At 66.3% G+C, this 23,554-nt stretch carries 20 protein-coding genes, 1 tRNA gene and 2 pseudogenes; 10 read left to right on the top strand and 13 right to left on the bottom strand.

Annotation, left to right across the window (positions count from 1 at the left end):
* The first annotated feature begins 99 nt into the window (after positions 1-99).
* Positions 100-1,275: an ABC transporter substrate-binding protein gene (locus DJ73_RS02830; RefSeq protein WP_254921574.1), complete on the top strand. Its 1,176-nt coding sequence runs from the start codon at positions 100-102 to the stop codon at positions 1,273-1,275.
* 92 nt (positions 1,276-1,367) lie between these two features.
* Positions 1,368-2,198 (top strand): ABC transporter permease, encoded by an 831-nt coding sequence (locus DJ73_RS02825; protein WP_094557252.1) that lies wholly within the window; start codon positions 1,368-1,370, stop codon positions 2,196-2,198.
* 41 nt (positions 2,199-2,239) lie between these two features.
* Here the strand turns inward: DJ73_RS02825 and DJ73_RS02820 are convergent, their stop codons facing one another.
* The 6 genes from DJ73_RS02820 to DJ73_RS02795 form a co-directional block, all read right to left on the bottom strand.
* On the bottom strand, positions 2,240-3,022 hold the full coding sequence (locus DJ73_RS02820; RefSeq protein ID WP_094523200.1) for an ABC transporter permease: 783 nt from the start codon (positions 3,020-3,022) through the stop codon (positions 2,240-2,242).
* Positions 3,019-3,798 (bottom strand): ABC transporter ATP-binding protein, encoded by a 780-nt coding sequence (locus DJ73_RS02815; protein ID WP_094528024.1) that lies wholly within the window; start codon positions 3,796-3,798, stop codon positions 3,019-3,021. The genes DJ73_RS02820 and DJ73_RS02815 overlap by 4 nt, the downstream gene beginning before the upstream one ends.
* Entirely contained in the window at positions 3,795-5,102 is a 1,308-nt protein-coding gene (locus DJ73_RS02810; protein WP_094557251.1) for an ABC transporter substrate-binding protein, read from the bottom strand. Before DJ73_RS02810 ends, DJ73_RS02815 begins: the two co-directional genes overlap by 4 nt.
* A gap of 126 nt (positions 5,103-5,228) precedes the next feature.
* A complete protein-coding gene (locus tag DJ73_RS02805; RefSeq protein WP_094525835.1) occupies positions 5,229-6,413 on the bottom strand; it encodes a sodium:calcium antiporter in 1,185 nt (394 codons plus the stop codon).
* A gap of 1,683 nt (positions 6,414-8,096) precedes the next feature.
* Positions 8,097-8,222, bottom strand: coding sequence for a hypothetical protein (locus tag DJ73_RS20805; protein WP_254921573.1), 126 nt, complete (start codon positions 8,220-8,222; stop codon positions 8,097-8,099).
* A gap of 266 nt (positions 8,223-8,488) precedes the next feature.
* Positions 8,489-9,883, bottom strand: coding sequence for an FAD-binding oxidoreductase (locus DJ73_RS02795; RefSeq protein ID WP_094557250.1), 1,395 nt, complete (start codon positions 9,881-9,883; stop codon positions 8,489-8,491).
* 136 nt (positions 9,884-10,019) lie between these two features.
* Here DJ73_RS02795 and DJ73_RS02790 point away from each other — a divergent pair, with 136 nt between their 5' ends.
* The gene (locus DJ73_RS02790) at positions 10,020-10,826 is read left to right on the top strand and encodes a winged helix-turn-helix domain-containing protein (RefSeq protein ID WP_158217281.1); all 807 of its coding nucleotides are present in this window, start codon (positions 10,020-10,022) and stop codon (positions 10,824-10,826) included.
* 161 nt (positions 10,827-10,987) lie between these two features.
* Here the strand turns inward: DJ73_RS02790 and DJ73_RS02785 are convergent, their stop codons facing one another.
* Positions 10,988-11,899: a winged helix-turn-helix domain-containing protein gene (locus DJ73_RS02785; RefSeq protein WP_217900417.1), complete on the bottom strand. Its 912-nt coding sequence runs from the start codon at positions 11,897-11,899 to the stop codon at positions 10,988-10,990.
* A gap of 90 nt (positions 11,900-11,989) precedes the next feature.
* Here DJ73_RS02785 and DJ73_RS02780 point away from each other — a divergent pair, with 90 nt between their 5' ends.
* Positions 11,990-12,412 (top strand): ester cyclase, encoded by a 423-nt coding sequence (locus DJ73_RS02780; RefSeq protein WP_094522726.1) that lies wholly within the window; start codon positions 11,990-11,992, stop codon positions 12,410-12,412.
* 134 nt (positions 12,413-12,546) lie between these two features.
* Here DJ73_RS02780 and DJ73_RS02775 read toward each other — a convergent pair whose 3' ends face one another.
* Together DJ73_RS02775 and DJ73_RS02770 are read right to left on the bottom strand one after the other, a co-directional pair.
* Positions 12,547-13,563, bottom strand: coding sequence for an NAD-dependent epimerase/dehydratase family protein (locus DJ73_RS02775; protein ID WP_094557248.1), 1,017 nt, complete (start codon positions 13,561-13,563; stop codon positions 12,547-12,549).
* Between the two features lie 350 nt (positions 13,564-13,913).
* Positions 13,914-13,988, bottom strand: a tRNA-Arg gene (locus DJ73_RS02770).
* A 209-nt stretch (positions 13,989-14,197) separates the two neighbouring features.
* On the opposite strand from DJ73_RS02770, the gene DJ73_RS02765 reads away from it, so the two are divergent.
* Both DJ73_RS02765 and DJ73_RS02760 read left to right on the top strand, forming a co-directional pair.
* Complete coding sequence (locus DJ73_RS02765; RefSeq protein ID WP_094522784.1) at positions 14,198-14,800, top strand: recombinase RecA; 603 nt, start codon at positions 14,198-14,200, stop codon at positions 14,798-14,800.
* 158 nt (positions 14,801-14,958) lie between these two features.
* Positions 14,959-15,381 (top strand): CoA-binding protein, encoded by a 423-nt coding sequence (locus DJ73_RS02760; protein WP_094522786.1) that lies wholly within the window; start codon positions 14,959-14,961, stop codon positions 15,379-15,381.
* Between the two features lie 19 nt (positions 15,382-15,400).
* Here the strand turns inward: DJ73_RS02760 and DJ73_RS02755 are convergent, their stop codons facing one another.
* Complete coding sequence (locus DJ73_RS02755; protein WP_094557247.1) at positions 15,401-16,381, bottom strand: PLP-dependent cysteine synthase family protein; 981 nt, start codon at positions 16,379-16,381, stop codon at positions 15,401-15,403.
* A gap of 123 nt (positions 16,382-16,504) precedes the next feature.
* On the opposite strand from DJ73_RS02755, the gene thrS reads away from it, so the two are divergent.
* The 4 genes from thrS to DJ73_RS02735 all read left to right on the top strand — a co-directional run bounded on the left by thrS (position 16,505) and on the right by DJ73_RS02735 (position 21,819).
* The gene (gene thrS / locus DJ73_RS02750; RefSeq protein WP_176451067.1) at positions 16,505-18,481 is read left to right on the top strand and encodes a threonine--tRNA ligase; all 1,977 of its coding nucleotides are present in this window, start codon (positions 16,505-16,507) and stop codon (positions 18,479-18,481) included.
* 97 nt (positions 18,482-18,578) lie between these two features.
* The gene (locus DJ73_RS02745; RefSeq protein ID WP_094557245.1) at positions 18,579-19,739 is read left to right on the top strand and encodes an alanine--glyoxylate aminotransferase family protein; all 1,161 of its coding nucleotides are present in this window, start codon (positions 18,579-18,581) and stop codon (positions 19,737-19,739) included.
* Between the two features lie 93 nt (positions 19,740-19,832).
* Entirely contained in the window at positions 19,833-20,942 is a 1,110-nt protein-coding gene (locus DJ73_RS02740) for a guanosine monophosphate reductase (protein ID WP_094557244.1), read from the top strand.
* A 145-nt stretch (positions 20,943-21,087) separates the two neighbouring features.
* Positions 21,088-21,819, top strand: a complete 732-nt coding sequence (locus DJ73_RS02735; RefSeq protein ID WP_094557243.1) for a methyltransferase domain-containing protein — start codon at positions 21,088-21,090, stop codon at positions 21,817-21,819.
* Between the two features lie 48 nt (positions 21,820-21,867).
* Here the strand turns inward: DJ73_RS02735 and DJ73_RS02730 are convergent.
* The 3 genes and pseudogenes from DJ73_RS02730 to DJ73_RS20085 all read right to left on the bottom strand — a co-directional run.
* Positions 21,868-22,235 (bottom strand): annotated as a pseudogene (locus tag DJ73_RS02730) (MFS transporter); the annotation flags it as partial.
* Positions 22,236-22,462: 227 nt separating this feature from the next.
* Positions 22,463-23,203: an SDR family oxidoreductase gene (locus tag DJ73_RS02725; RefSeq protein ID WP_094557242.1), complete on the bottom strand. Its 741-nt coding sequence runs from the start codon at positions 23,201-23,203 to the stop codon at positions 22,463-22,465.
* 115 nt (positions 23,204-23,318) lie between these two features.
* Positions 23,319-23,554 (bottom strand): annotated as a pseudogene (locus tag DJ73_RS20085) (HTTM domain-containing protein); the annotation flags it as partial.

Here is a 23,554-nt window from a genome sequence, read left to right as displayed (position 1 = left end):
CGCGCGGGCGGGTCACCGGTCAGTCCGCGCCGCTCACGGAGCCGCCGAACCCGGTCTGGTATAAATGTTTACGGAAAACCATTATGTATATTCATTCACATGCCCTCAAACGGGATGATCCGAACCAGACGAGCGGTTCTCGCTACAGTCGGGACGGCAGCGGTATCGGGGTGTACCGGCCGCTTCGGCGGCGACGGCGGCGTCGACGGCGGAAACGGGAGCGGGAACGGGGACGGTGACGGCGACGGCAACGCCACTGACGGCGGCGACGGGGGGAGCGGCAGCGACGGCGACGACGACGGCGGGACCGATAGCGCCCCCGCCGTCGAGAGCCCGTCGCTGCTGCTCAACTGGCGGATAAGCGGTCTCCACGCGCCGTACTTCGCCGCGCAGTCGCAGGGGTTCTACGAGGAGGAGGGGTTCGAGTCGGTCACGATAGAGAGCGGCGAGGGGTCCGACTTCTCGGCCCAGCAGGTCGCGCTCGGTAACACCGAGTTCGGCGTCTCCAGCAGCGACCAGGTCCTCGGCGTCAACGCCGGGGACCTCTCCCCGCTGGCCGTGGGGGTCGTGATGCAGCGGAGCCCGGTCGTCGTCTTCTCGTCCCGGGAGCGGTTCGGCGAGGAGCTGACGGACCCGTCGCAGCTGTCGGGCGCGACGGTGGGGAGCGGTCCCGGGATGGTCCGCCAGATGGTGCGCGGGTACTTCGACGCCGCCGGCGTCACCGACGTGGAGTACGTCGACACCGGGTACGACACGGTACAGCGGCTCCTCGCCGGGGAGATCGACGCGGCGGGCGGCGTCTTCGGCGACGTCGTCGACGCGCGCCACCAGGGCGCCGAGGTCGACGTGCTCTCGGTGCACGACGCCGTCCCGTCCTACGGCCACGTGCTCACCGTCGGGGAGTCGTTCGCCGAGGAGAACCCGGAGACCGTGGCCGCGTTCCTCCGGGCGACCGCCCGCGGCGCGGTGTGGGCCGACCGGAATCCGGAGGGGGCGATCGACGCGCTCGTCGACGCGCAGGGCGAACTCGCGGAGGTCCGCGAGAACCAGCGCGACAAATGGGACCTGATGCGCTCCGAGTACATGCTCTCGGAGGCCGTCCGCGAGGAGGGATGGGGGTGGAGCGAGCCGGAGCCGTGGCAGCGGACCTACGAGACGCTGGACGCCGCGGACTTCTTCGACGGCTCGGTCGACCCCGACGCGGTCTGGACGAACGAGCACATCGACACCGACGACGAACACGTCGCCGACTACGCCGACCTCGTCGACCAGTGACTCCCGTCCCCTCCCCCCGGGCAGGCGGACCGGCGCCGAGCGGCGACCGAGGGGCGGCGAGCGACGGCTCCGTCGGGGAGGTGCGGTGAGCGATGGCCGAGCGCGAGCGCACGCGAGAGTCGCGGAGGCCCTCCGTCCGTCGGAGCCCCGGGCGTCGAGCGCGTCGGGTCCGGACCCGGCTCCTCGCGGCGGCGAAGCGCGTCGCCCCGCCGGTGCTGCTGTTCGTCGCGCTCGTCCTCGCGTGGCACGGGACGGTCGTCGCGCTCGGGATCCCGGCGATCATCCTGCCGCCGCCCGCGGCCGTCGCAGACGCGCTCGTCGCCCGCGGCGCCACGCTGTTCGCCGACGCCGCCGTGACGGGCGCGACCGCGGCGACGGGCCTGCTCGCCGGCTGCGCCGTCGGCGCCCTCCTCGCGTTCGCGATGACCTACTCGCGGACGGCCGCCCGGATCGCCTTACCGTACGTCATCGCGCTCCGCATCGCGCCGCTGATCGCGATCGCCCCGCTCGTCTTCCTCTGGTTCGGCCGAGGGATTCCCGCCCGCGCGGCGCTGGTCGCGACGCTGACGCTGTTCCCGATGACCGTCGCGACGCTGGACGGGCTCCGGTCGACGCCGGAGCGGTACCTCGCGCTCGCGCGCTCCGTCGACGCGTCGAAGCCGTCCGTGTTCCTCCGGGTGCGCGTCCCCGCGGCCGCGCCGAGCGTGTTCGCCGGGCTCAAGCTCGCGGCGACGCTGTCGATCGTCGGGGCCGTCGTCGCCGAGTTCGTCACGCTCAGGGCCGGGATCGGCTACCGCGTGTTCGTGACCGCGGAGCGCCTCCGGACCGCGGAGACGTACGCCGCGCTGGTCGCGCTGTCGGCGCTCGGCGTCGCCTTCTACCTCGTTCCGGTCCTCCTCGAACGCGCGGTCTGGACCGAGTGAGTCCGCGCTCCCTGCCTCCGGCCGAGCCGTCCCCCGGCCGCTCAGTCGGCGGTCGGCGTCCAGACGAGCCGGCGCTGCGCGACGGCGATCAGCCCGTACAGCGCGAGTCCGAGCGCGACGAGCACCACCAGGGCGGCGAGCATGAGATCCACTTGGACGTTCTCCGAGGCGAGGAGGACGAGGAACCCGAGCCCGCTGTCGGCGACGATCCACTCGGCGACGACGGCCCCGATGACGGCGAGCGTCACCGACTGCTTGAGCCCGGCGAACAGGTCCGGGACGGCGTACGGCAGTTCGAGCCGCAGGAACGCGTCCAGCGAGCCGGCGTCGACCGAGCGGAGCAGGTCCCGCTGTTCGGCCGGGACGCGTTCGAACCCCGCCGCCGCGCTCAACACCATCGGGAAGAACGCGATGAGTCCGATGAAAACGACCGCGGTCGTCATGCCGGTGCCGACGTATATCAGCAGCAGCGGGGCGATCGCGATCTTCGGGAGCACCCGCACGGTGACGAGGTACGGGTAGACCGCTCGCCGGAGCCACCGCAGGCGCGAGATCGACACCGCGAGGGCGAGCCCGGCCGCGATCCCGACGCCGCCGCCGATGGCGACCTTCCGCGCGGTCGCGGCGGCGTTCCGAACGAACAGCCCGGGATTGCCGAGGAGCACCGCGGCGACGGCGTCCGGCGGCGGGAGGAGATACGGGGGGACGTCCGACGCGGCGACGAGGGCCCACCAGGCGGCGGTCGCTACCGCGAGCCCGCCGAGCGGGAGGGCCACGTCGGCCACCGAAACCGGCGACCCGGGCTCGCCGACGCGTCCGTTCATAGTTCCGTGAGCGTCGTCCCGGCCGTCGAGGGGTTCGAGCGGTCCTCGTGTAACACGGCCCGGACCGCCGCGACCTGTTCCTGGAACGCGTCGCTGCTGTACGCCTCGTCCGTCCGGGGCCGCGGCAGATCGACGTCGAACGTCTCGACGATCCGCCCCGGGTCGCTCTCCATGACGACGCAGCGGTCGGCCAAGAAGACGGCCTCCGGGACGCTGTGGGTGACGAACACGACCGTCTTCCGCTCGGCCCGCCAGAGCCCGCGGATCTCGACGCCGAGCCGCTCCCGCGTTATCTCGTCGAGCTCGCCGAACGGCTCGTCCATGAGCAGGATCTCCGCCCCGAGGTGGATCGCCCGGGCGATGGCGACACGCTGTTTCATCCCCCCGGACAGCGCCGCCGGGCGAGCGCTCTCGAACCCCTCCAGCCCGACCTCACGGAGGAGCCGTCTCGCCCCCTCTCTGTCGGCGGGCTTCCCGGCCATCTCACGGAGGAACGCGACGTTCTCGACGGCCGACTTCCACGGGAGCAGCGTGTGCTGTTGGAACACGTACCCGATCTCCGCGTTCGCTCGCGCCGCGTCCGTCGTCCGCCCGTTCACGCGGACGCGACCCGCGGTCGGCTCTTGGAGCCCCCCGACGGTCCGCAGCAGCGTGGTCTTCCCGCAGCCGGACGGGCCGACCACCGTGAGGAACTCCCCGTCATCGACCGTCAGATCGACGTCTTCGACCGCCCGCACGTCGTCGAACGCGACGGTCACGCCGTCGATCTCGATCACGGGCCCTCACCGAGCAGGTCGCCCTGTTCCAGCGCGACTTCCAGCCGGTCCCACGTCGACCGCCCGTGCCACCCCCACCCCTCGTCCCTCACCGCGTCGCCCGTCCCGAACGACTCGACCCCGCGCGCGAAGCGCTCGCTCACGGCGCTCGCGGAGTCGTCCGTCTCCGCGGCCACGGCCGCGGCCGCCGGGCCGGGGTCGGTCCGCGCGGCCGCCCAGCCCGCCGCGGTCCCCGCGAGGAACTGTCGCCAGGGGTCGTCGGTCCGCCGGAGCGGGGCCGCCGGACCGACGAGCGTGAGCCCGTATATCGGGAAGTGGTCGCCGATCGAGAGGACGTCGACCGTCCGGTCGTCCGCTTCCAGTTCGAGCGGGTCGGCGAACGACCCCGTCGCCACGTCGGCGTCGCCCGCGATCAGCCCGCCGCGCTCCTCGCCGTCGGCGTCGACGAGTTCGACGTCGCGGAGCAGGTCGGCCTGCGAGAGGAACAGCCTCGCGAGCAGACACGTCTCCGAGCCCGCGGTCGTGAGGATCCGCCGTCCGCGCAGTTGGTCAACGCTCTCGAACGGCTCGCCGAAGCGGTCGCGGACCGTGTACAGCACCGTCGCGGTCCGCTGGTGGACCACGGCCAGGGGCACGACCGGGCGGTCCGCGGCCAGCGCCCGGACGACCGATCCGGCCCCGACGAGCGCGACGTCGGCGTCCCCGTCGAGCACCGCTTCGAGCGCCCGGTGCGAGCCGCGATGGGCGGTGACCCTCGCGTCGAGCCCCCGTCGCTCGTACGCCCCCTCTTCGAGGGCGGCGTACAGCGGGAGGTGGAGCGCGTTCGGGCGCCAGTTGAGCGCGACGACGACCCCGCGGTCGCGTTCGATCGCCGAGCCGTCGTCCGGTCCGACCAAGGGGTCGGAACCCTCCGTCGGTCCCGGTTCGACGTCCGCGACCGCGGCCCCCCGCTCGAGGAGGGCTGCAGAGTGGGTGCGGTACACGCGGTCGAGGCTCTTCCGTCGGCCGCTGACGGGTCGCCACGCGTTCGGCGGCCGTCCCCCGCCGGACGACTCGACGGTCGCTCGCTCGACTAAGTCCCGCGCTTCGAGCTTCGAGACGGCGTCGCCGACGGCCTTCTCCCCCAGCCCCGTCCCGATGCGGATCGCCATCGTCGTCGCTCGCGCCCGCTCGATCCGGTCGTGGTCGCGGCGCAGGAGGAGGTACGCCAGCACGCGCGCCGCGTCGCGGCCGAGCCCCGCCGCGAGTCGCTCGACGAGCGCGCGGTCGTCGCCGTCGAGCACCCAGTGTTCAACCGTGTCCATCGTTCACGTATGCGTCGAAGCGAGATAAAAATGCTCGCCTCGGCGACCGGCGGGCGCCCGCGTCTTCGGGGGCGGGCCAAAGCGATCGAATTCCCACCGATCAGCCGCCGATCGGAACGCCGCCGGTCACCCGCCGATCGGAACGCCGCCGAAGACGAGGATCGCGACCACCCAGTACACGGCGTAGAGCCCGCCGAGGACGACCCCGTGCCAGCGCTTCAGCTCTCCCGAGTAGAGGAAGTACGCCGCCAGCGTCGTGACGAGGATCACCGACGGGAGGTGGAACGTCAGGACCGACCGAGAGATCTCGAGGTCGCTGAGCAGCATGATGACGCCGACGTTGCCGGTCACCGAGAAGAGGACGCTCCCGATGACGTTCCCCACGCCGATCTCCGGGACGCCCCGCCGCACCGGCTCGATCGTGAGCATGACGTCCTCGAACGTCAGGATCGCCGTCAGCACGGTGGCGCCGAAGACGGTCTGTTCGAGGCCGAACCCCTCCACGACGACCTCCGAACCGGCCTCGAGCAGCATCGACGCGAACACGATCCCGGCCAGCGCGAGGACGGCGAGCGCCATCCACGGCCACCCGGACGCGGACCGACCGCCGACGAGCCGATCTTCCGGGATCTCCGAGAGGGACCCCGGCGCGGTGACCCCACCGTCGGCCCGGAGCGACTCGCCGAGGTCGGTGTTGCGAAACACCGGCGTGTCGCGCTGGCGCTCGCGGAGGACGATGTACCCGAACGCCAGGACGAAGAAGCCGAGAAGCGCCAGCCCGTGGACGGTCGTCAGGGTCCCCGCGAGCACGAACGGGATCAGTAGTATCGGGCCCAGCGCGAAGAGGACGACGTAGTCCGTCGGGAGGTCGACCGGGAACGGCCTGACGATCGCGGCGAGCGCCAGCGTGACGCCGACGATCGCCAGTCCCGTGCCGAGCGCCGTTCCGAGCGCAGCCCCCTCGAGATCGCCCGCGGACAACACGAGCGCGAGGACCGTGTCGTCGAACTCGATCCCGGTGAAGACGATCGCGAGGGTGAACAGCGACACTCGCAATCCCAGGGCGGCCCGAGTGAGATAGCTTATCAGCTTCTCGACACAGAAGGTCAGTACAACGGCACCCACGAGGAGCGCGGCCACGGCGCCCGCCGGTCCGAGCTCCTCGACGAAGCCCTCGATCTGTCCCTCGATACCGCCTTCACCCGACTCCTCCGCCGCTTCGCCCCCCTCCTGTGCGGCCGCGGGAGCGACCGGGACCGCCAAGAGCACCGCGACGACGAGCGAGGCGACGATCAGCCGAGAGACGTTCATGGCCGTCGACACGTCGGGATCCGATATGAAAATACGGAGTCATGTATCGAATTCCGTTGAACGACTGTACATGCGATTCCGCTCAGCGGCCGTCGGAGGTGAGTGCTGGCCGCCAATCCGGCAGTCCTTCGCTCGAAAACGGACGCCTCCGAGATCGGGTCCAACCCGACTCGTCGGGCGCGCGTCCCACTGCAGGGGGGGTCGACGGTCGCCGCTTGCCGAAGCGTCCGAACCGATGCGACGGATCGGATAGATTCGCGAATCGGTCCCGGAGTGTCGTTCAGACGAACGACGCCCATCTGAAAGCGACCGGATCGAACCGCTCATCGGCGGTTTCTGTTCAGGATCCTTATTATTATAGAAATATGTTATTTCCGTCGTAATATATTTTAACATACACTTCTATCTGTCTGCCGATTTCCGCGTCGTTCGTCCCCAAAACAGACGACCGGTTTCGCAGAGGACCGCCGATGTGGAACCGCTTCGCCGACGTACAGTATCACGCCGTCGACGAGGGAACGTCGTGTATTCGACGGGAAGATGTCGCGCCACCGACGAGGGTACGCCGCGCCGTCGACGCCCGAGGTCGCGCCGTCTGCGTCGTGTTCGTCGTGAATCGTCGCGAACGAGCTCCAGGCGGTCTCGATCCCGTCAAGTCAAGCTCTACGTGTGACAAATCGGTCAGTCCGGGGTCCACGGCGGCGTACGGCCGATATCTCCGCCTGTCGAGGCGAATCGCGAACTCATCGAGGGAGACGCTATCGGACGTTGTCAGTTTCTGACGAACTTTGTTGGCGACGCTCCGCGGACCGACCTCTTGTCTCCAGTCGTGAACGGAGCGCTACTTTGATTGGAGTCGAATACATAAAATCTTATAGTAGTATATTAAACCGGTAGCTCGGCCGAGAGAGATCGAATCCCGGGCTTCGGTAGCACTGACGGTGTCGTCCCCGGGGTGACGAAATATCGGCTGAATGTCGGGCCGTTACGTCGGAGACGACTCATTCGTCTGAATGTATCGCTCGGTGGCACGGATCGATCGCGCCGCCCCGGGAGTCGCAGGCCCGTGCCGGCCGTCGGGCGCGGAGCCGTTCTAGTCCGAGCAGTAGTTAGACGGGGTCATGAGCCCTGATCCACCAAGTCAACGAGTTATTCCTCTTGCATGTGTATTGATGACATGGATCGTATCCTAAACGAGGTAACGAACACAGTCCACAAACGGACGCCCGGCGCATCGGCCGTCGAAACTCCGTGTGGCGTCACGTACAACGTCGCAGACGAGCACCTTCGTCGAGTGTCCACCGACAGCCTCGTGGCGACCGCCACGAAATGCGGTCGCTGTTTCGATGACGGAGGCGGATACTGAGTTCACCGTCCGTCGGGACGGACGCCTCGCACCGCATCCGGCTCGCATGACCGTGTCGATCTCGTAATACGTATGCCCTCGGTCGCCCGTCACTCCCCCCGGGTTTTGCGGGTTTCAACGGTGCTCGTTTCGAACTCGCACGGCCGAGAGTGACGCAAGTAAAAGCGGTCGGGTCCCGGCGGCTCAGGGATCGTGCTCGCGAACCGTGAACTGACACGCCGGCTCACCCGAGACGCGCGACTCCGGGAGTCACGGGTCCTCGCAGAGAGGAAGAGAAGGGCGAGCCGGACGAATTGCGTTCAATTCTCCCGTGGCTCTCACGCGCCCAGCAAGCGCGCGACGACACCCGCGAGCACGAGTATCCCGCCGAGGATGAACGTTCCCGGAAGCGGGAGAGCGAACACGACCACGCCCACTACGATGACGATCGTCGAGGTTCGCATGCGGGATTTGATTCATCTCCGCCACTCATAACGGTTGTGCCGGTGCCAAACGGAGGCTAAATCGGCCGAAAAACGCCTTGCTACCCGAGTGTTCGCGGTGCAGAGATACATGGGCGCTGCAGGCTTGAGTTCGACTGTCGAACGAATCGTCCTTTCAGGCGTGAGGCGGCTGAATTTGAGGGTCTCGATAACGAGTCTTTCCACAGGTAAAAGAGGTGTTTGTCTTCCCGTGCAAGATCCAAGGCACGTCTGCAGCAGATGAACGTTCAGCCGGTCGGCTCGATATTCTGATTCATTCGGAACACGTTTTCGGGGTCCCACTTGTTTTTGACCTCAATCAAACGGTCGTAGTTCTCGCCGTAAGCGGCCCTGACTCGCTCACTCTCATCACGACTGAGGTAGTTCGCATACACGCTGTCGGTCGCGTGCGGAGCCATCGCCTCGTGAAACGACTGGGCCCACCCGATAAGTTCGTCGTCACGCTCGGAATCGGTCCACTTCGGTGCTACGGTAAAGGACAGCGCGGCATCCCGGTGCGGGAAGGCGGTAGCGTCAGCATCGACACGGCTGATTGCTCCTTCCATCCACTCCAGAAAAACTGTCGTAAACGGTGATGGGATCGGCGTAGCGTGTTCAACCATCGTCTCGATAGCCTCGTCGGAGAGCCCTTCCAAGTTATGTGACTTCCAGTAGTTCCGATGGCCCTCCTGATAGATATCGTCGGAACTCCGTTGAGAAACGGTATACGGCTGGGGCTGTACGGTGTCCGCGATCGGATCCCCAACCTCTCGAAGTGGCTGGAGCGCCGCTCTCCCACTCTCAATGTCGCCCACGTAGAATGGTACCAGCACGAGAACAGTTTGTCCGTGGAGCGGTTCCGGGAACTCGGGGAGCGGTGGTACTTGCGTGAAGGCCGCGTAACACTGCACGGCGTCAGGGGCGTCGGTCATGAAATCGCGGTAAAAGCGCAGGACGTCCGGGGCGGCCTCAACGGGATGGATGACACGCCCGGTCAGTACGTCTGGCCCGACTTCGTGTAGTCGGAACTCGAACGACGTGACGACACCGAAGTTTCCGCCGCCACCGCGGAGCCCCCAGAACAGGTCCGGATTCTCGCTCTCGCTGGCATGGACGAGATCGCCCTCGGCGGTGACGACGTCTGCCGATAAGAGGTTGTCAATAGCGAGGCCGAATTTCCGATCGAGTCGCCCGAGCCCACCGCCGAGCGTGAGACCGGCCACTCCCGTCGTAGAGACGATCCCGCCCGTGGTAGCCAGACCGAACGCCTGCGTCTCGTGATCGAGGTCGGCCATCGTCGCTCCTGCTTGGACCCGCGCGATCTGTGCTTCAGGATCGACCCGAACGGCGTTCATCGGTGAGAGATCGATCACTAGGCCGTTATCGCAAACAGCGTCGCCCGCGACGTTGTGTCCGCCGCCTTTGACCGCCAAAGGCAGGTCTAGGTCCCGAGCGAAGTTCGCCGCGGCGATCACGTCGGCACTTCCCGTACACCGGGCGATGAGTGCCGGTTCCTTGTCGATCATCGCGTTCCACACCGTCCGGGCGTCGTCGTATCCCACATCGCCGGGTCGAAGCACGTCCCCGTGCAATTGGTCGCTGAACGATTCCACGGTCGTTTCTTCGAGGTTTGCTGTCACCATGGATTCCCTCCTGTCCGCTGTCCAGCCCTACATAGAACGAAGCGGAACTTTCCATTACTCTCTGGGCGAATGCCCACGGCATGGGTATCTTTAACATCTTTGTGTATTAATGTCAATTCACACGGAATTAGCGAATATGACCGACCCAGACACGTTTCCCGAGGGGGCACTAGAGGACATCGCCTATCTCTCGCGGTCGAAGAGTAGAGTCACAATCCTCGCCGCACTCGCAGCGAGGCCCTGCACGCGCCGCGAGTTAGAAGACGCGACGGGCATCCCCCGGACGACGCTCGATCGGACCGTCAACGAATTCGAGGAGCGAGGCTGGGTCGTCCGTACTCCCGACGGAAACTACGGGGCGACACCGATCGGTGACCGCGTCGCGGCTGAGAGTAAGAACTTCGTCGGAGCGATACGGGCTATCCGAACGCTCGGTGACGCAGTAGCTTGGCTTCCGGACGGGCTAGCGATCGGGCTCCGCCATTTCGCGGAGGCGACCGTCAGGCGTCCCGAGCCGAACGCGATGAACGCTCCGACCACGTTTGCGACCAAGCTGATGCGGGAAGCGACTGAATTCGCGTGTCTCGTGAATACGCTCCCGTCGGTAGGGTTCGAAGACGCCATGGTTAACGGAGTCCTTGACGGACGCCTGACGACGACCCACGTCATCACCGACGGGGAGCTCGCCGTTCTCCGGGAGGACGCAGACCGCGTATCCCGCTGGCAGACGTACGTTGAGGCGGGAGCCAATTTGTACTGTTATACGGGTCGAATCCCGTGCAATCTCCTCGTTATCGACAATACCGTGCTTATTCTCGATCGGCAGCCAGAAGCCGTGGAGGGGATCGAGAGCACGAACTCGGTAGTCCGGTCGTGGGCCCAAGAGCTGATCTCCGAGCACCGGGAAGATGCCGAACGACTCGATGCTACGGCGTTCGCCTGAGCGCCGACGAGCCCACCAGACGATTCCCTGTGATGAATGCACAACCTCTTCGACACGGTGTTTTGACGGTAATCGGATCGGTCGGTTCTGGTCGTGCCACACGGATAGCGCCCGTTCCACCGATATATCTCTGACTCGGAGTAGAACGCGCCAACGCAGGGTCATGTCTCGGGTAACGTCGCCGGATCGACCAGCTCCGCTCCCGCTCGGTATTCCTCGTACAACGACTCTGCCCACGAGAGAACGGTACGGCTCTCGGTGACCAACGCCCCTTGGACCACCAGTTCATCTCCGCGTCGTTCATCCAACCAGATTATCACGGTTCCATCGATAATGTGCAGACTGATCGGGACGTCCCCCTCGTATCTCCACACTTCATCCCGCTCCGCTGGCGCACGCCAGTGTGGCACCACTTCCGGCCTCCCAACGAGGGTATCGAAAAAACTGGCCTTCATGACGGCTTCACACTCCAGCTGTCCCGCGATGGCTTGCTCGTTAATCAGTTCTGTCAACCGAGGCACGCCGGTCCACGCGAGCGTTCGTATCCGGTCCGCCGTACGGATTCGATCAGAGACGAAATCGAATGGCTCGGTCGGATTGGCTCGGCGTCCGGTGATAATCTCGGCTTCACGGAATAATCGATAATCGAGGTCGCGTGTCGGTGCTGGTAACCACGTTATCGCCTCCCCGAGATGCTCGATACCCTCGATTGTCTGCAGAGAGTCACGAACCGCTTCAAGCGTGATCGTTCCCTTAGTCGTCAGTTCGTAGCGGCTTCCCTCGGAGTCAATCCAGCCCCGTGATTCGCCCTCGTCAAGAATCCGGGCCACGGTCGCCCGGGAGGCACCCGTTCGGTCGGCGAGGGCACTACCCGTTGTAACGCCGTCGTCAAGCGCCTCGAAGACCGGCACACTGTGTGCCGAATTCGTGAAGAACTGAAGCACGTTCCGCGCGGAATCCATGGTATCTGTTAGCGTGTGGTGGAGTACGCCCGTACCGTATCTAAAGGTATTCCCGAGAACGAACGCCTGTGAGGTGATTGGCTCCCACGTGAACAGTCGATGATCGTTCAACAGACTGCAAACATTTGCAGGGAACCCAAGTATTCTCACAAAATAATGTTATGACATCACATGACAAATGAGACATTGGGGTGCTAACGAATGTCCCAACCCGACACCATCGATCACGAATCGCTCATGCACGAGTATACCGAGCTGTGGAACGGGGACTTCTCAAACCTAGACGTCGTCGCCGAATCGGTCGATGTCCATCTTCCGTCGCTATCTGGTGGTGAGATTCACGGACGCGACGCCTTCGAAGCGTACCTCCGAGAGCTTCGAGCGGGATTCCCCGATTGGCACGTCACGATGGACAATGTGCTCGCTAACGACGGGGTGGTGGTGAAGGAATGGACGGTGACGGCCACACACGAAGGGGAATATAATGGGATTTCCCCGACCGAGCGCACCATCGAGATCAGTGGGATGGCAAAGATCCTGATCACGAACGGCAAAGTGCAAGAAGATCGCCTCTACTACGATTTCCACGAGGTGATCGAGCAGCTTGGTCTTACAGATAGGTGAGATCGATTCTTACTCGTTTTCGAGTTGGAGAGGACTGAGTGTAAATAGACCTGTTTAGCTAGCTGAGGTCGGAAGTCCGATCATTTCAAAATCGGACATCGAGGTAGATATCATAAAACCCCTACTCGTGGTTTTTAGGCAATTTCTTCCGTGATCTTCGGCTCTAGGCCCTGTTGTTCGATCTCCCATTCGAGGTATCGCTGCAGTGATTCTTCGAAAGGCCGATGGTCGATTCCGAGTTCGCGTTTGGCCTTCGAGTTATCGACGAGCACTCCACCAGTAGCGAAAAAGCCGAGTAGCTCGCTTTCAAACCCTTCCGGTGGACGAGTGAAGGACTCCAGTCCTGCCACCCCGTAACTCATCAACTGAAAGACCGTCCCGGGCACCGCCCGCGGAGCCGGAATCCCTGTAAGTCGTTCCGCGAGATCAAAGACATCGACGAAGTTACGCGGTTCGCTCGCAATGATGTATTCTTCCCCTAGCTCGCCCTCGTCCATTGCCCGTTTGATGTTTGCGGCTGTGTCCTCAACGTAGTCGAACGGGAGGACGAAATCATTCGGGATCATCGGGAGTTCTTGTTTGAGGTAGCCAGTAAAGCCAGTCCGTGGAGTGCCACCGTAATCCTTGTCGCCTGGTCCAAAAATCGCTCCGAGTGAGACTATTACCAGTGGAAGTCCATCGTCAATCATCGGCTCCGCGACCTCGTAGTGTGCCTGCCATTTCGTTCGCTGATACACCGATCTAAAGGTATTTGGAGATCGGTATGATTCAGTGACGTATTCGCCGCCCGTATTACCGTAGACTCCGACGGTGCTCACGTAGACGCCCTTTGGCACGTCCAGCTCGTCCATCAATTCGAGAACATTACGGGTCCCATCGACGTTGATGCGTTCGGCCTTCTCAGCATTCCATGGCCCAGGCCCGACTTGGAACCAAGCAGCCAGATGGAACACTCCATCGACGCCATCCATGGCGTCGCGCATACTCTCTTTATCTGTAATGTCACCCTCAATTATTTCAACGGGTTCTGGTAGATGTTCAGCCTTAGTGAGGTCACGGGTAAGCACAACTACTTCATGCCCATCGTTCACGAGGATCTCCACGAGATGAGTACCAATGAACCCGGTACCACCAGTGACAAAGTATCTCATAAAGTAAATTTATATAATGAATCTTCATATATGTTTGGGTGGATCACTCTTTTCCGCCATGTAGGTTCAGCTATTTCATACCTCACTTCTAATTAACCCCTTGCTGTACAAATCCTCTATATTCAGCATGAGATATTTGACAGACTATAGATGGCCTCTGTCCCGGGATTCCTACCGGAGCAGCGACCGTGACATCAGTCGGCGATTGATTTTCTCATCTACCACCAGTTTGGCTGTACGCGAACTCCCGTGACGTTCACTCGATCGTTCACACATCGAACGAAAGCACCGGCGCTGTGTTCGATAGGAACATAACCCGCCGCGGTCAGGCGATTACATCCTCAAAAATATGGGCGCTGCAGGATTTGAACCCGCGACAGCTTGGTCCGAAGCCAAGCACTCTATCCAGACTGAGCTAAGCGCCCGTACCGTTTGCTATCTCGTTAGACGTTTTAAGTCCCGCGGTTCGGAAGCGTCGGATAGTCGTCATCGACGGCTCTCGGGTTCGTGACCGCGAGCGATCAAAAAGAATATTATCGGGACTGGGTATGTATCTCTTAGTAGATGTGTCTTGGTCGTCCGGCCTGCCAGCCGAATGAGTGGCCCGGTTCGCTCCCGTCGTCGAGGTGCGCCCATGTATGATCTGAGGCCGCACTTCGACGAGGAGGTCGACCCCGGGACGAACCTCCTCCTCACCGGCCCGCCGCTGACCGGCAAGCGGTCCATGATGATGGACGTGTTGGCCGCCGGGACCGACCGCGGCGACGGCGCGATCGTCGTGACCACGAAGGACGGCGCCGACCGCGTCCTGAAAGAATACGAGAAGCGGACGCCCTACGGGGGAAAGCCGGTCGCCGTCGTCGACTGCGTCACGCGCCAACAAGGCGTCAGCGACGCCCGCGAGTCGGATCGGATCAAGTACGCCTCCTCGCCGGTGGATATGACGGGAATCGGGATCAAGCTCTCGGAGTTCCTGCAGGCGTTCGGCGACCGCGGCATCGAAGAGAACCGCGTGATGGTCCACTCGCTGTCGACGCTGCTGATGTACTCGGACCTCCAGACGGTGTTTCGGTTCCTTCACGTGTTCACCGGGCGCATCCAGAGCGTGAACGGACTCGGGCTGTTCAGCATCGACTCGACCTCCCACGACGACCAGGCGATGAACACCCTCAAACAGCTCTTCGACGGCGTCATCACGCTCTCCGAGGACGGCGAGCCCGAGATTCGGCTGGCCTGAATCAGCCGGTTCGATACCTCTTCTTCTCGTTTCGACCTCCCCGACTCCGGCCGGGCCGGGCTCGATCGCTGCGGCCTCGATCGCTGTGGCCTCGATCGCTCCGCCGGCCATCGAGTTCGAGTGATGGATTTAATCGCCGCCGCTGCGAACGCTAAGCTATGCCCGTCACCGACGACGAGGGACTCGACCGACTGCTCGACGCCGACACGATCGCCGTCGTCGGCTGTTCCACGACCACCGGCAAGGCGGCTCACGACGTGCCGGCGTACCTCCAGCGGCACGGCTATCGAATCGTTCCGGTGAACCCGTTCGCCGACGAGGTCCTCGGTGAGCCGGCGCACGACGAGCTCGCGGACGTCGACGCCGAGATAGACATCGTGAACGTGTTCCGCCCGAGCGAGGAAGTGCCCGAGATCCTCGACGCGGTGCGCGAGCGACACGCGGCGCGCGGCGACGCGGGCGCGGCTTGGCTCCAGCTCGGGATCACCCACGACGAGGCGGCCGCGGCCGCGGAGGCCGACGGGATAACCGTGGTACAGGACCGCTGTATGAAGATCGAACACGGCCGCCTCCGCGGATAGGGCCCGGCCCGAGTCGCGACTAGCCCTCCCACTCCTCGAACGAGCGGTACACGCCCTTCGAGAGGTAGCGCTCGGAGGAGTCGCAGAAGACGGTGGCCACCGTGTCGTGGGGCGCGTCGATCGCGCCGTCGCGGATGTCGCGGGCGACCCGCTTGGCCGCGATGGCGTTCGCCGCGGCGGAGGAGGCGACGAGCTGTCCCTCTTCGGCCGCGAGTCGGCCCATCTCCTCGTGGACCTCGCGGTCGGGGACGGTGACGATGTCGTCGACGACGTCCGGGTCGAAAAGCTCGTTGCGGTCGATGTCGTGGGTGCCGATCCCCTCGGTCTTGTACTCCTCGTGCTCGACCTCCTCGCCGAGGAACTCGCGGTACGCGGAGCCGGCGGGCTCGACCGCGACGACGTGCGTGCCGGGGTCGCGCTCGCGGAAGTAGCGGGCCATTCCCATCAGCGTCCCGCCCGTGCCGCAGCCGGCGACGACGGCGCCCACCTCGCCGTCCAGCGCCTCGTCGATCTCGGGGGCGGTCGTCTCGTAGTGGGCCTCGGCGTTGAGCGGGTTCGAGAACTGCTGGGGGACGACCGCGTCGTCGAGCTCCTCCGCGATGGCGTGTGCGCGATCTATCGCGAACCCCATCCCGTCCTCGCTCGGGGTGTTGACGACCTCCGCGCCGAGCGCGCGCATGAGCTGCTGTTTCTCGACGGAGAACCGCTCGGGGACGACGAACACCGCGTTCAGCCCGAGCTGTTTCGCCGCGACCGCCAGCCCGATCCCGGTGTTGCCGGCGGTCGGCTCGACGACGGTGCCGCCCTCCCCGACGTCGCCGCGCTCGAGCATGCGTTCGAGCATGTGCTTCCCGATCCGGTCTTTGACGCTCGCGCCGGGGTTGAACGACTCCAGCTTCGCGTACACCGGCACCGCGTCCGGCGAGTCGTGCACCCGGACGAGCGGCGTCTCCCCGATCGTCTCCAACACCGACGACAGGGGCTTCCGATGGGTCGTCATGTTCCCGAGATCGTTGCCGCCCCTTTTGCGTGTTTCCATGAGCGCGTCGATCAGGGTGCGACGCCGGTCCGGTGAGTGACGCCGTGCCGGTGAGTGGCGGCGTGCCGGGGATCGAACAAACTTATGCCCCTCGTCCGGTTCCGAAGAGGTATGAGCGAGACCGATGCGCAGGCCGACGTGACGGTCGTCCTTCCGGACGGATCAGAGCTGGACGTTCCGGCGGGGGCGACAGTCGAGGACGTCGCCTTCGAGATCGGCCCCGGGCTCGGTCGCGACACCGTGGCGGGGAAGATCGACGGCGAACTCGTCGAGAAGCACGCCGAGGTCCACGACGGCGCGCGGATCGAGATCGTCACCGACCAGTCCGACGAGTACCTCACCGTGCTTCGCCACTCCGCCGCCCACGTCTTCGCGCAGGCCCTTCAGCGGCTCCACCCCGAGGCGACGCTCACCATCGGCCCCCCGACCGACGACGGGTTCTACTACGACGTGACCGACGTCGACCTCGACGAGGACGACCTCGACGCCATCGAGGACGAGATGGAGGCGATCATCGAGGCCGACTACGACATCGAACGCGAGGTCCGGTCCCGCGAGGAGGCTACGGAGATCTACGCCGACAACGAGTACAAGCGACAGATCTTGGAGGAGGAAGCCGACGACGAGGAGGTCACCTTCTACGTGCAGGACGACTGGCAGGACCTCTGTCAGGGCCCGCACGTGGAGTCGACCGGCGAGATCGGCGCGGCGGCCTTACTGGAGGTCTCCGCCGCCTACTGGCGCGGCGACGAGGAGAACGACACGCTCACCCGCGTGTACGGGACCGCGTTCGCGTCCGAGTCCGACCTCGAGGAGCACCTGGAACTGCGCGAGGAGGCGTTAGAGCGCGACCACCGGAAGATCGGTCAGGAGATGAACCTCTTCTCGATCCCGACGGTGACCGGGCCGGGGCTCCCGCTGTATCACCCGCCGGGGAAGACCGTGCTCCGCGAGCTCTCGAACTTCGCCAACGAGCTCAACCGCGAGAACGGCTACGAGGAGGTCGAGACCCCCCACGTGTTCCGGACGGAGCTGTGGAAGAAGTCCGGACACTACGAGAACTACAAGGACGACATGTTCCTCCTCGACGTCAACGACGAGGAGTACGGGCTCAAGCCGATGAACTGCCCGGGCCACGCGACCATCTTCGACCAGCAGTCGTGGTCGTACCGCGACCTCCCGCAGCGCTACTTCGAGAACGGGAAGGTGTACCGGAAGGAGCAGCGCGGCGAGCTCTCCGGGCTCTCGCGCGTCTGGTCGTTCACCATCGACGACGGGCACCTGTTCGTTCGCCCGGACCAGATCCGCCGAGAGATCGAGTCCGTCATCGAGATGATCTTCGAGGTCGTCGAGACGCTGGACCTGGACGTCGAGGTCGCGCTGGCGACCCGCCCGGAGAAGTCCGTCGGCGGCGACGAGATCTGGGAGTCCGCGGAGGAGCAGCTCCGCGACGTGCTGGAGTCCGGCGGCTACGACTACGACGTCGAGCCGGGCGACGGCGCCTTCTACGGCCCGAAGATCGACTTCGGCTTCGAGGACGCTCTCGGCCGCGTCTGGGACGGCCCGACCGTTCAGCTCGACTTCAACATGCCCGACCGGTTCGACCTGACCTACACGGGCGAGGACAACGAGGACCACCAGCCGGTGATGATCCATCGCGCGCTGTACGGGAGCTACGAGCGCTTCTTCATGGTGCTCATCGAGCACTTCGACGGCGACTTCCCGCTGTGGCTCGCGCCCGAACAGGTCCGCATCCTCCCCGTCTCCGACGGGACGCTCGGCTACGCGCACCGCGTGAAAAACGAGCTCGAAGACGCCGGCTTCCGCGTCGAGGTCGAGGACCGCGACTGGACCGTCGGCCGCAAGATCCGGGCGGGCCACGACGACCGGCTCCCGTACATGGTCATCGTCGGCGACGACGAGGAGGAGTCCGGGACCGTCTCCGTGCGCGACCGCTTCGAGAACCAGCGCGGCGACGTCGAACTCGACGCCTTCGTCGACCACCTCGTCGCGGAGCGCGACGAGAAGCGGACCGAGCCGGACTTCGTCGGCGACGACTGACGCGGGCCGCGCGCGACCCCCGAGCCGGTGCGGTTCGGTTGGGGATCCCGTTGCGCGTTCCGTCGCGTTTTTATCATCTCCGCTTCGTTTGTCGCGTATGTCGAATCAGGTTCCGACGGTCGACGAACGGCCGCCCGACGTCGGGGAGCTGACGCCGCCCGATCGCACGCTGATGGGGCCGGGTCCGAGCGACGTTCACCCGCGGGTGCTGAAGGCGATGAGCACGCCGCTCGTCGGTCACCTCGACCCCTCGTTCGTCGAGATCATGGACGAGGTCCAGGAACTGCTCCGGTACACCTTCCGGACCGACAACAAGTGGACGATCCCGGTCTCGGGGACGGGGTCGGCGTCGATGGAGGCCGCGATCGGGAACCTCGTCGAGCCGGGCGACACGATGCTGGTGCCCACGAACGGCTACTTCGGCGGGCGGATGCGGTCGATGGCCGAGCGCGCGGGCGGCGACGTCGTCGAGGTCGACGCGCCGTGGGGCGAGCCCCTTGATCCGGTCGACGTGGAGCGCGCGTTCGACGAGCACCAGCCGGACGTCTTCGGCTTCGTCCACGCCGAGACGTCGACCGGCGTCCGCCAGCCGGACGTGCCCGCGCTGACCGATATCGCGCACGCCCACGACGCGTACGTGATCGCGGACTGCGTCACCTCGCTCGGTGGCGTCGAGATGCGCGTCGACGAGTGGGACGTCGACGCCGCCTACTCCGGCCCGCAGAAGTGCCTCTCCTGTCCGCCCGGCGCGAGCCCGCTCACCCTGAACGACCGGGCGATGGAGAAGGTGCTCTCGCGCGACGAGCCGGCCCGCTCGTGGTACCTCGACCTCTCGCTGCTGGAGGGGTACTGGGGGGAGGACCGCGCGTACCACCACACCGCGCCGATCACGAACGTGTACGCGCTCCGCGAGGCGCTCCGACTCGTCGCCGAGGAGGGGATCGAGGAACGGTGGGCCCGCCACCGCGACGTCGCCGGCGAGCTGAAGGCCGGCCTGCGGGACCTCGGACTTGAGATGAACGCCGCCGAGGAGTACTGGCTGCCGAGCCTGAACGCCGTGCGCGTCCCGGACGGCGTCGACGACGGCGTCGTCATCGACCGCCTCCTCGCGGAGTACGACCTCGAGATCGCCTCCGGGCTCGGCGACCTCGAAGGCGACATCTGGCGGATCGGCTGTATGGGTCACTCCGCTCGCCGGAAGAACGTCGAGTACGTGCTGGCGGCGCTGGAGGACGCGCTGGCCGAGCAGGGGTTCTGAGCGGTCGGGAGCGCGCCGCACCCGCTCGCTCCGGCCCACACCCGACTCGCCAGCGCGGGGTTTATTAATACGGGTCCCTCTCCTTGGTAGGGCATGAACGATCTACGAACCGGACTGAGCTACGGGGACGTGCTGCTCGTCCCGCAGCGGTCGCCGGTCGACAGCCGGAGCGACGTGGACCTCTCGACGCCGTTCACGCCGAGCCTCGAACTGGAGACGCCGCTCGTCTCGGCGGCGATGGACACCGTCACCGAGGCGGAGCTGGCGATCGAGCTGTCTCGCGCCGGCGGACTCGGCGTGCTTCACCGGTTTCTCACCGTCGACGAACAGGCGGCACAGGTCGAACGCGTCGCCGCCGCGGGCGAGCGGGTCGCCGCGGCCGTGGGGATCAACGAGGACTACGTGGCCCGGAGCGCCGCGCTGGTCGCGGCCGACGTGGACGCCGTCGTCGTGGACGTCGCGCACGGGCACCTCGAGCGGACGATCGACGCGGTCGAGGCGATCGCCGAGGAGTTCCCGGAGACGGACCTCGTCGCCGGCAACGTCGCGACGCCCGCGGGCGTCGCGGACCTCGCGGCCGCCGGCGCGGACTGCGTGAAGGTCGGGATCGGCCCCGGCTCGCACTGCACCACGCGGAAGGTCGCGGGCGCCGGGGTCCCGCAGCTCACCGCCGTCGACGACTGCGCGACGGCGGCGGAGGACCTGGACGCGACGATCTGCGCCGACGGCGGGATCCGCACCTCCGGCGACGCGGTGAAGGCGCTGATGGCGGGCGCCGACACCGTGATGCTCGGGAGCCTCTTCGCCGGGACGACGGAGGCGCCCGGCGCGGTCGTCGAGGTCGACGGCACGCGGTACAAGCGCTCGCGGGGGATGGCGACGACCGCCGCCGCCGAGGACCGCGACGACAAGGGGACCGACGTGGTCGCCGACGAGGGGGTCGAAGCGCTGACGCCGTACAAGGGGCCGGTCGCGGCCGTCGCCGAGGAGTTCTGTCAGGGGATCCGCTCGGGGCTGTCGTACTGCGGCGGGCACACGATCGGGCGCGCCCGCACCGAGGCCGAGTTCATCCGCGTCGCGCCCGGCGCCAAGGAGCGCGAGGGGTTCCACACCGACGACGACTGGGAGGGGATCAGCGTCGACAGCGAGACGCAGCGGGTCGGCGACGCGACCGACGAGAGGCCGGCCGAAAGCGACGACTGAATCGCGGGAGACGCCCGACCGACGACTGAGTGACCGGAGACGCCCGACCGACGACTGAGTCGCCGATCGAGGGACGCGTGGGGGCCATGCGTCTGTCTGACTCACTCGCGAGCGACTTTTCACGGTGACCCCGCACTCTCGACGCATGACGGACGCCTTCGGCCGCGCGATCCGAGACCACTTCCGCGGCGAACGGGACGAGCCCCTCCTGCACCGGGACGGCGAGGAGACGGTCGAACACCCGATCGAGGCGTTCTACTTCGCCGACTTCGACCCGAGCGAGGACCCGGCCCACGAGTGGCTGGCGTCCCGCCTGCGGGGTCCGCTCGTCGACCTCGGCGCCGGGACCGGGCGACACGCGCTGTACTTCCAAGAGCGGTTCGAGACGGTGGCGATCGAGCCGAGCCCCGCGCTGGTCGAGACGATGCGGGAGCGCGGCGTCGAGGACGCCCGCGAGGGCGACATGTTCGCGCTGCGCGAGGCGTTCCCGCGCGACCGGTTCGGCTCGGCGCTCGCGAACGGGACCCAGATCGGGCTCGCGGGATCGATGCGGGGACTCACCGAGTTCCTCGGCGACCTCGCGTACGTGACGACGCCGGACGCGACCGCCGTCGTCGACTGTTACGACCCGACGCATCCGGCGACCGCCGACCTCGTCGGCTACCGGGACGACCCGATGCCGGGGCTCGCGCACCGCGTCATGTTCTTCGAGTACGAGGGCGAGACGAACCCGATCCTCCAGCTCCGGCTGTTCAGCCCCGCGCGCCTCCGCGAGGCCGCGGTCGGGACGGGCTGGGCGGTCGAGGAGGTCGCCCGCGGCGACGACGAGAACGGGTACCACTACCGCGCCGCGCTGCGGAAGCGCGGCGACGAGTAGGGCGCTCGTCTCCCCTCCTGTCCATCGGTTTCAGTCGCGGGACTCGCCCTACCACGTCGTCAGCGCCGCTCGCCCGTGGTCGTGCGCGAGCACGCCGACGAAGGCGAGCACGCCAGTGATCGCGAACGCGCCGCCGACGTAGGAGACGGACGCCATGTTCGCTTCGACCATCAGCCAGCCGGCGATCAGCGGGCCGGCCACGGAGCCCGGACGCCAGACGAGCTCGCGGATCCCGAAGCCGGAGGCGACGCCGCCATCGTCGGTCCCCTCGTCGGCGAACAGCGCCATGCTCGCCGGCTCGCAGAAGGAGTCCGCCACGCCGAGCAGGCCGGAGAGGGCGACGAGGGGAGGTACGCGGGCGGCAGCTCACCGAGGACCGGAAGCGTCACCCCGGCGCCGAGCGCGGCCCCGACCGCCGTCGGGCTTATGTGGAGCGAGCGACCTCTCCCCGGCATGGGCGACCCCGCCTGCGACCGTCGGTTCTGTCCCGAGTGCGACCTCGCGGTGACGCGGGCCGACGACGTCTGTCCGGAGTGCGGCGCGCCGGTCGACACCGACGACGACTGAGACTGGACCGTCGACTGAGACCGGGCCGTCGCCGTCGACTGAGACCGGTTGGTCGACGACGACGCTCGCGGCCGCTCTACGACAGCGCGTCGCCGAACTTGTCCCGCCGGAAGAGGTCGATCTCCTGTGCCGACGACCCCTCGCGCGTGGCCGCGAAGGCGATCGCCTCGGCCACCTCCTCGGGCTCAGTCACCGTGCCGGGTTCGAACCGCTCCTCGAACGGCTCGCCGTCCTCACTGCCGAACTCCGTGCGCACTTCGGAGGGGTTCACGACGGAGACGGCGACCCCCTCGTCGCCGACCTGCGCCGCGACGCTGTGCGCGAAGCCGCGCACCCACCACTTCGTCGCGGCGTACACCGGATTGAACGACCGCGGGTACTGGCCCGCGAAGCTCCCGACGACGACGAGCGTCCCCTGACTCTCCGTCAGGTGCGGGAGCGCTTCCCGCGTGAGGAAGAACGTCCCGTCGACGTTCGTCTCCTGCATGGCGAAGTACTCCTCGTCGGTCATCTCCGCCACGCCGCTGCCGCGGCCGACCCCCGCGTTGGAGATGACGACGTCGAGCCCGCCGAACCGGTCGATCACCGCCTCGACCGCCGCCTCGCTCGTCGCCCGGTCGCGGATGTCGCCGTCGACGACTAACGTGTTCGCGTCGTGTTCCGCCTCCAAATCCGCCGCCAGCGACTCCAGCGCCTCGCGCCGGCGAGCCAGCAGCGCGACGTTCGCGCCCCGCGCCGCCAGCGCGTGGGCCGTCGCCTCGCCGATTCCGGAGCTCGCGCCGGTCACCAGGGCCGTCGCGTCGTCGAGCGTGGTCATGACCGACGGATCGCGGGGGGCGAGTATAAAACGTCGCGTCGGGGAACCGCCGGCCCACTCGACGGCTTCGGACGGGCGGGTCCGGACCGATCCTCCGATGAGCCCGACCGGGCCCTCACTCGTTCTGGACGAACTCGCCCGAGCAGTCGTACTCGATCAGTTTCACCTTTCCCTCGGCCTCGACCGTTCCGTTGTAGGGATCGGCTCGCTCGTACCGCTGGTAGACGGTCACGTTCTCGACGCGCGTCTCGTGGGAACGGTTCCAGTCCGCACAGAGGTAGTTCGCGAGGTACGAGCGGTGGTTCTCGTTGTCGGTGGAGCGGACGTTCCCGAGGTACTTCCGCCAGCGCG

The organism is Halorubrum sp. Ea1 (assembly GCF_002252965.1).
In the GTDB taxonomy this organism is placed as follows: Archaea; Halobacteriota; Halobacteria; order Halobacteriales; family Haloferacaceae; genus Halorubrum.
This window is presented reverse-complemented; position numbering and strand designations above follow the sequence as displayed.

Coding starts and splice junctions, on each gene's coding strand:
- DJ73_RS02830 (WP_254921574.1), top strand. CDS start 100: ATGCCCTCAAACGGGATGATCCGAACCAGACGAGCGGTTCTCGCTACA.
- DJ73_RS02825 (WP_094557252.1), top strand. CDS start 1,368: ATGGCCGAGCGCGAGCGCACGCGAGAGTCGCGGAGGCCCTCCGTCCGT.
- DJ73_RS02820 (WP_094523200.1), bottom strand. CDS start 3,022: ATGAACGGACGCGTCGGCGAGCCCGGGTCGCCGGTTTCGGTGGCCGAC.
- DJ73_RS02810 (WP_094557251.1), bottom strand. CDS start 5,102: ATGGACACGGTTGAACACTGGGTGCTCGACGGCGACGACCGCGCGCTC.
- DJ73_RS02805 (WP_094525835.1), bottom strand. CDS start 6,413: ATGAACGTCTCTCGGCTGATCGTCGCCTCGCTCGTCGTCGCGGTGCTC.
- DJ73_RS20805 (WP_254921573.1), bottom strand. CDS start 8,222: ATGCGAACCTCGACGATCGTCATCGTAGTGGGCGTGGTCGTGTTCGCT.
- DJ73_RS02795 (WP_094557250.1), bottom strand. CDS start 9,883: ATGGTGACAGCAAACCTCGAAGAAACGACCGTGGAATCGTTCAGCGAC.
- DJ73_RS02790 (WP_158217281.1), top strand. CDS start 10,020: ATGACCGACCCAGACACGTTTCCCGAGGGGGCACTAGAGGACATCGCC.
- DJ73_RS02780 (WP_094522726.1), top strand. CDS start 11,990: ATGTCCCAACCCGACACCATCGATCACGAATCGCTCATGCACGAGTAT.
- DJ73_RS02775 (WP_094557248.1), bottom strand. CDS start 13,563: ATGAGATACTTTGTCACTGGTGGTACCGGGTTCATTGGTACTCATCTC.
- DJ73_RS02765 (WP_094522784.1), top strand. CDS start 14,198: ATGTATGATCTGAGGCCGCACTTCGACGAGGAGGTCGACCCCGGGACG.
- DJ73_RS02760 (WP_094522786.1), top strand. CDS start 14,959: ATGCCCGTCACCGACGACGAGGGACTCGACCGACTGCTCGACGCCGAC.
- DJ73_RS02755 (WP_094557247.1), bottom strand. CDS start 16,381: ATGACGACCCATCGGAAGCCCCTGTCGTCGGTGTTGGAGACGATCGGG.
- thrS (WP_176451067.1), top strand. CDS start 16,505: ATGCCCCTCGTCCGGTTCCGAAGAGGTATGAGCGAGACCGATGCGCAG.
- DJ73_RS02745 (WP_094557245.1), top strand. CDS start 18,579: ATGTCGAATCAGGTTCCGACGGTCGACGAACGGCCGCCCGACGTCGGG.
- DJ73_RS02740 (WP_094557244.1), top strand. CDS start 19,833: ATGAACGATCTACGAACCGGACTGAGCTACGGGGACGTGCTGCTCGTC.
- DJ73_RS02735 (WP_094557243.1), top strand. CDS start 21,088: ATGACGGACGCCTTCGGCCGCGCGATCCGAGACCACTTCCGCGGCGAA.
- DJ73_RS02725 (WP_094557242.1), bottom strand. CDS start 23,203: ATGACCACGCTCGACGACGCGACGGCCCTGGTGACCGGCGCGAGCTCC.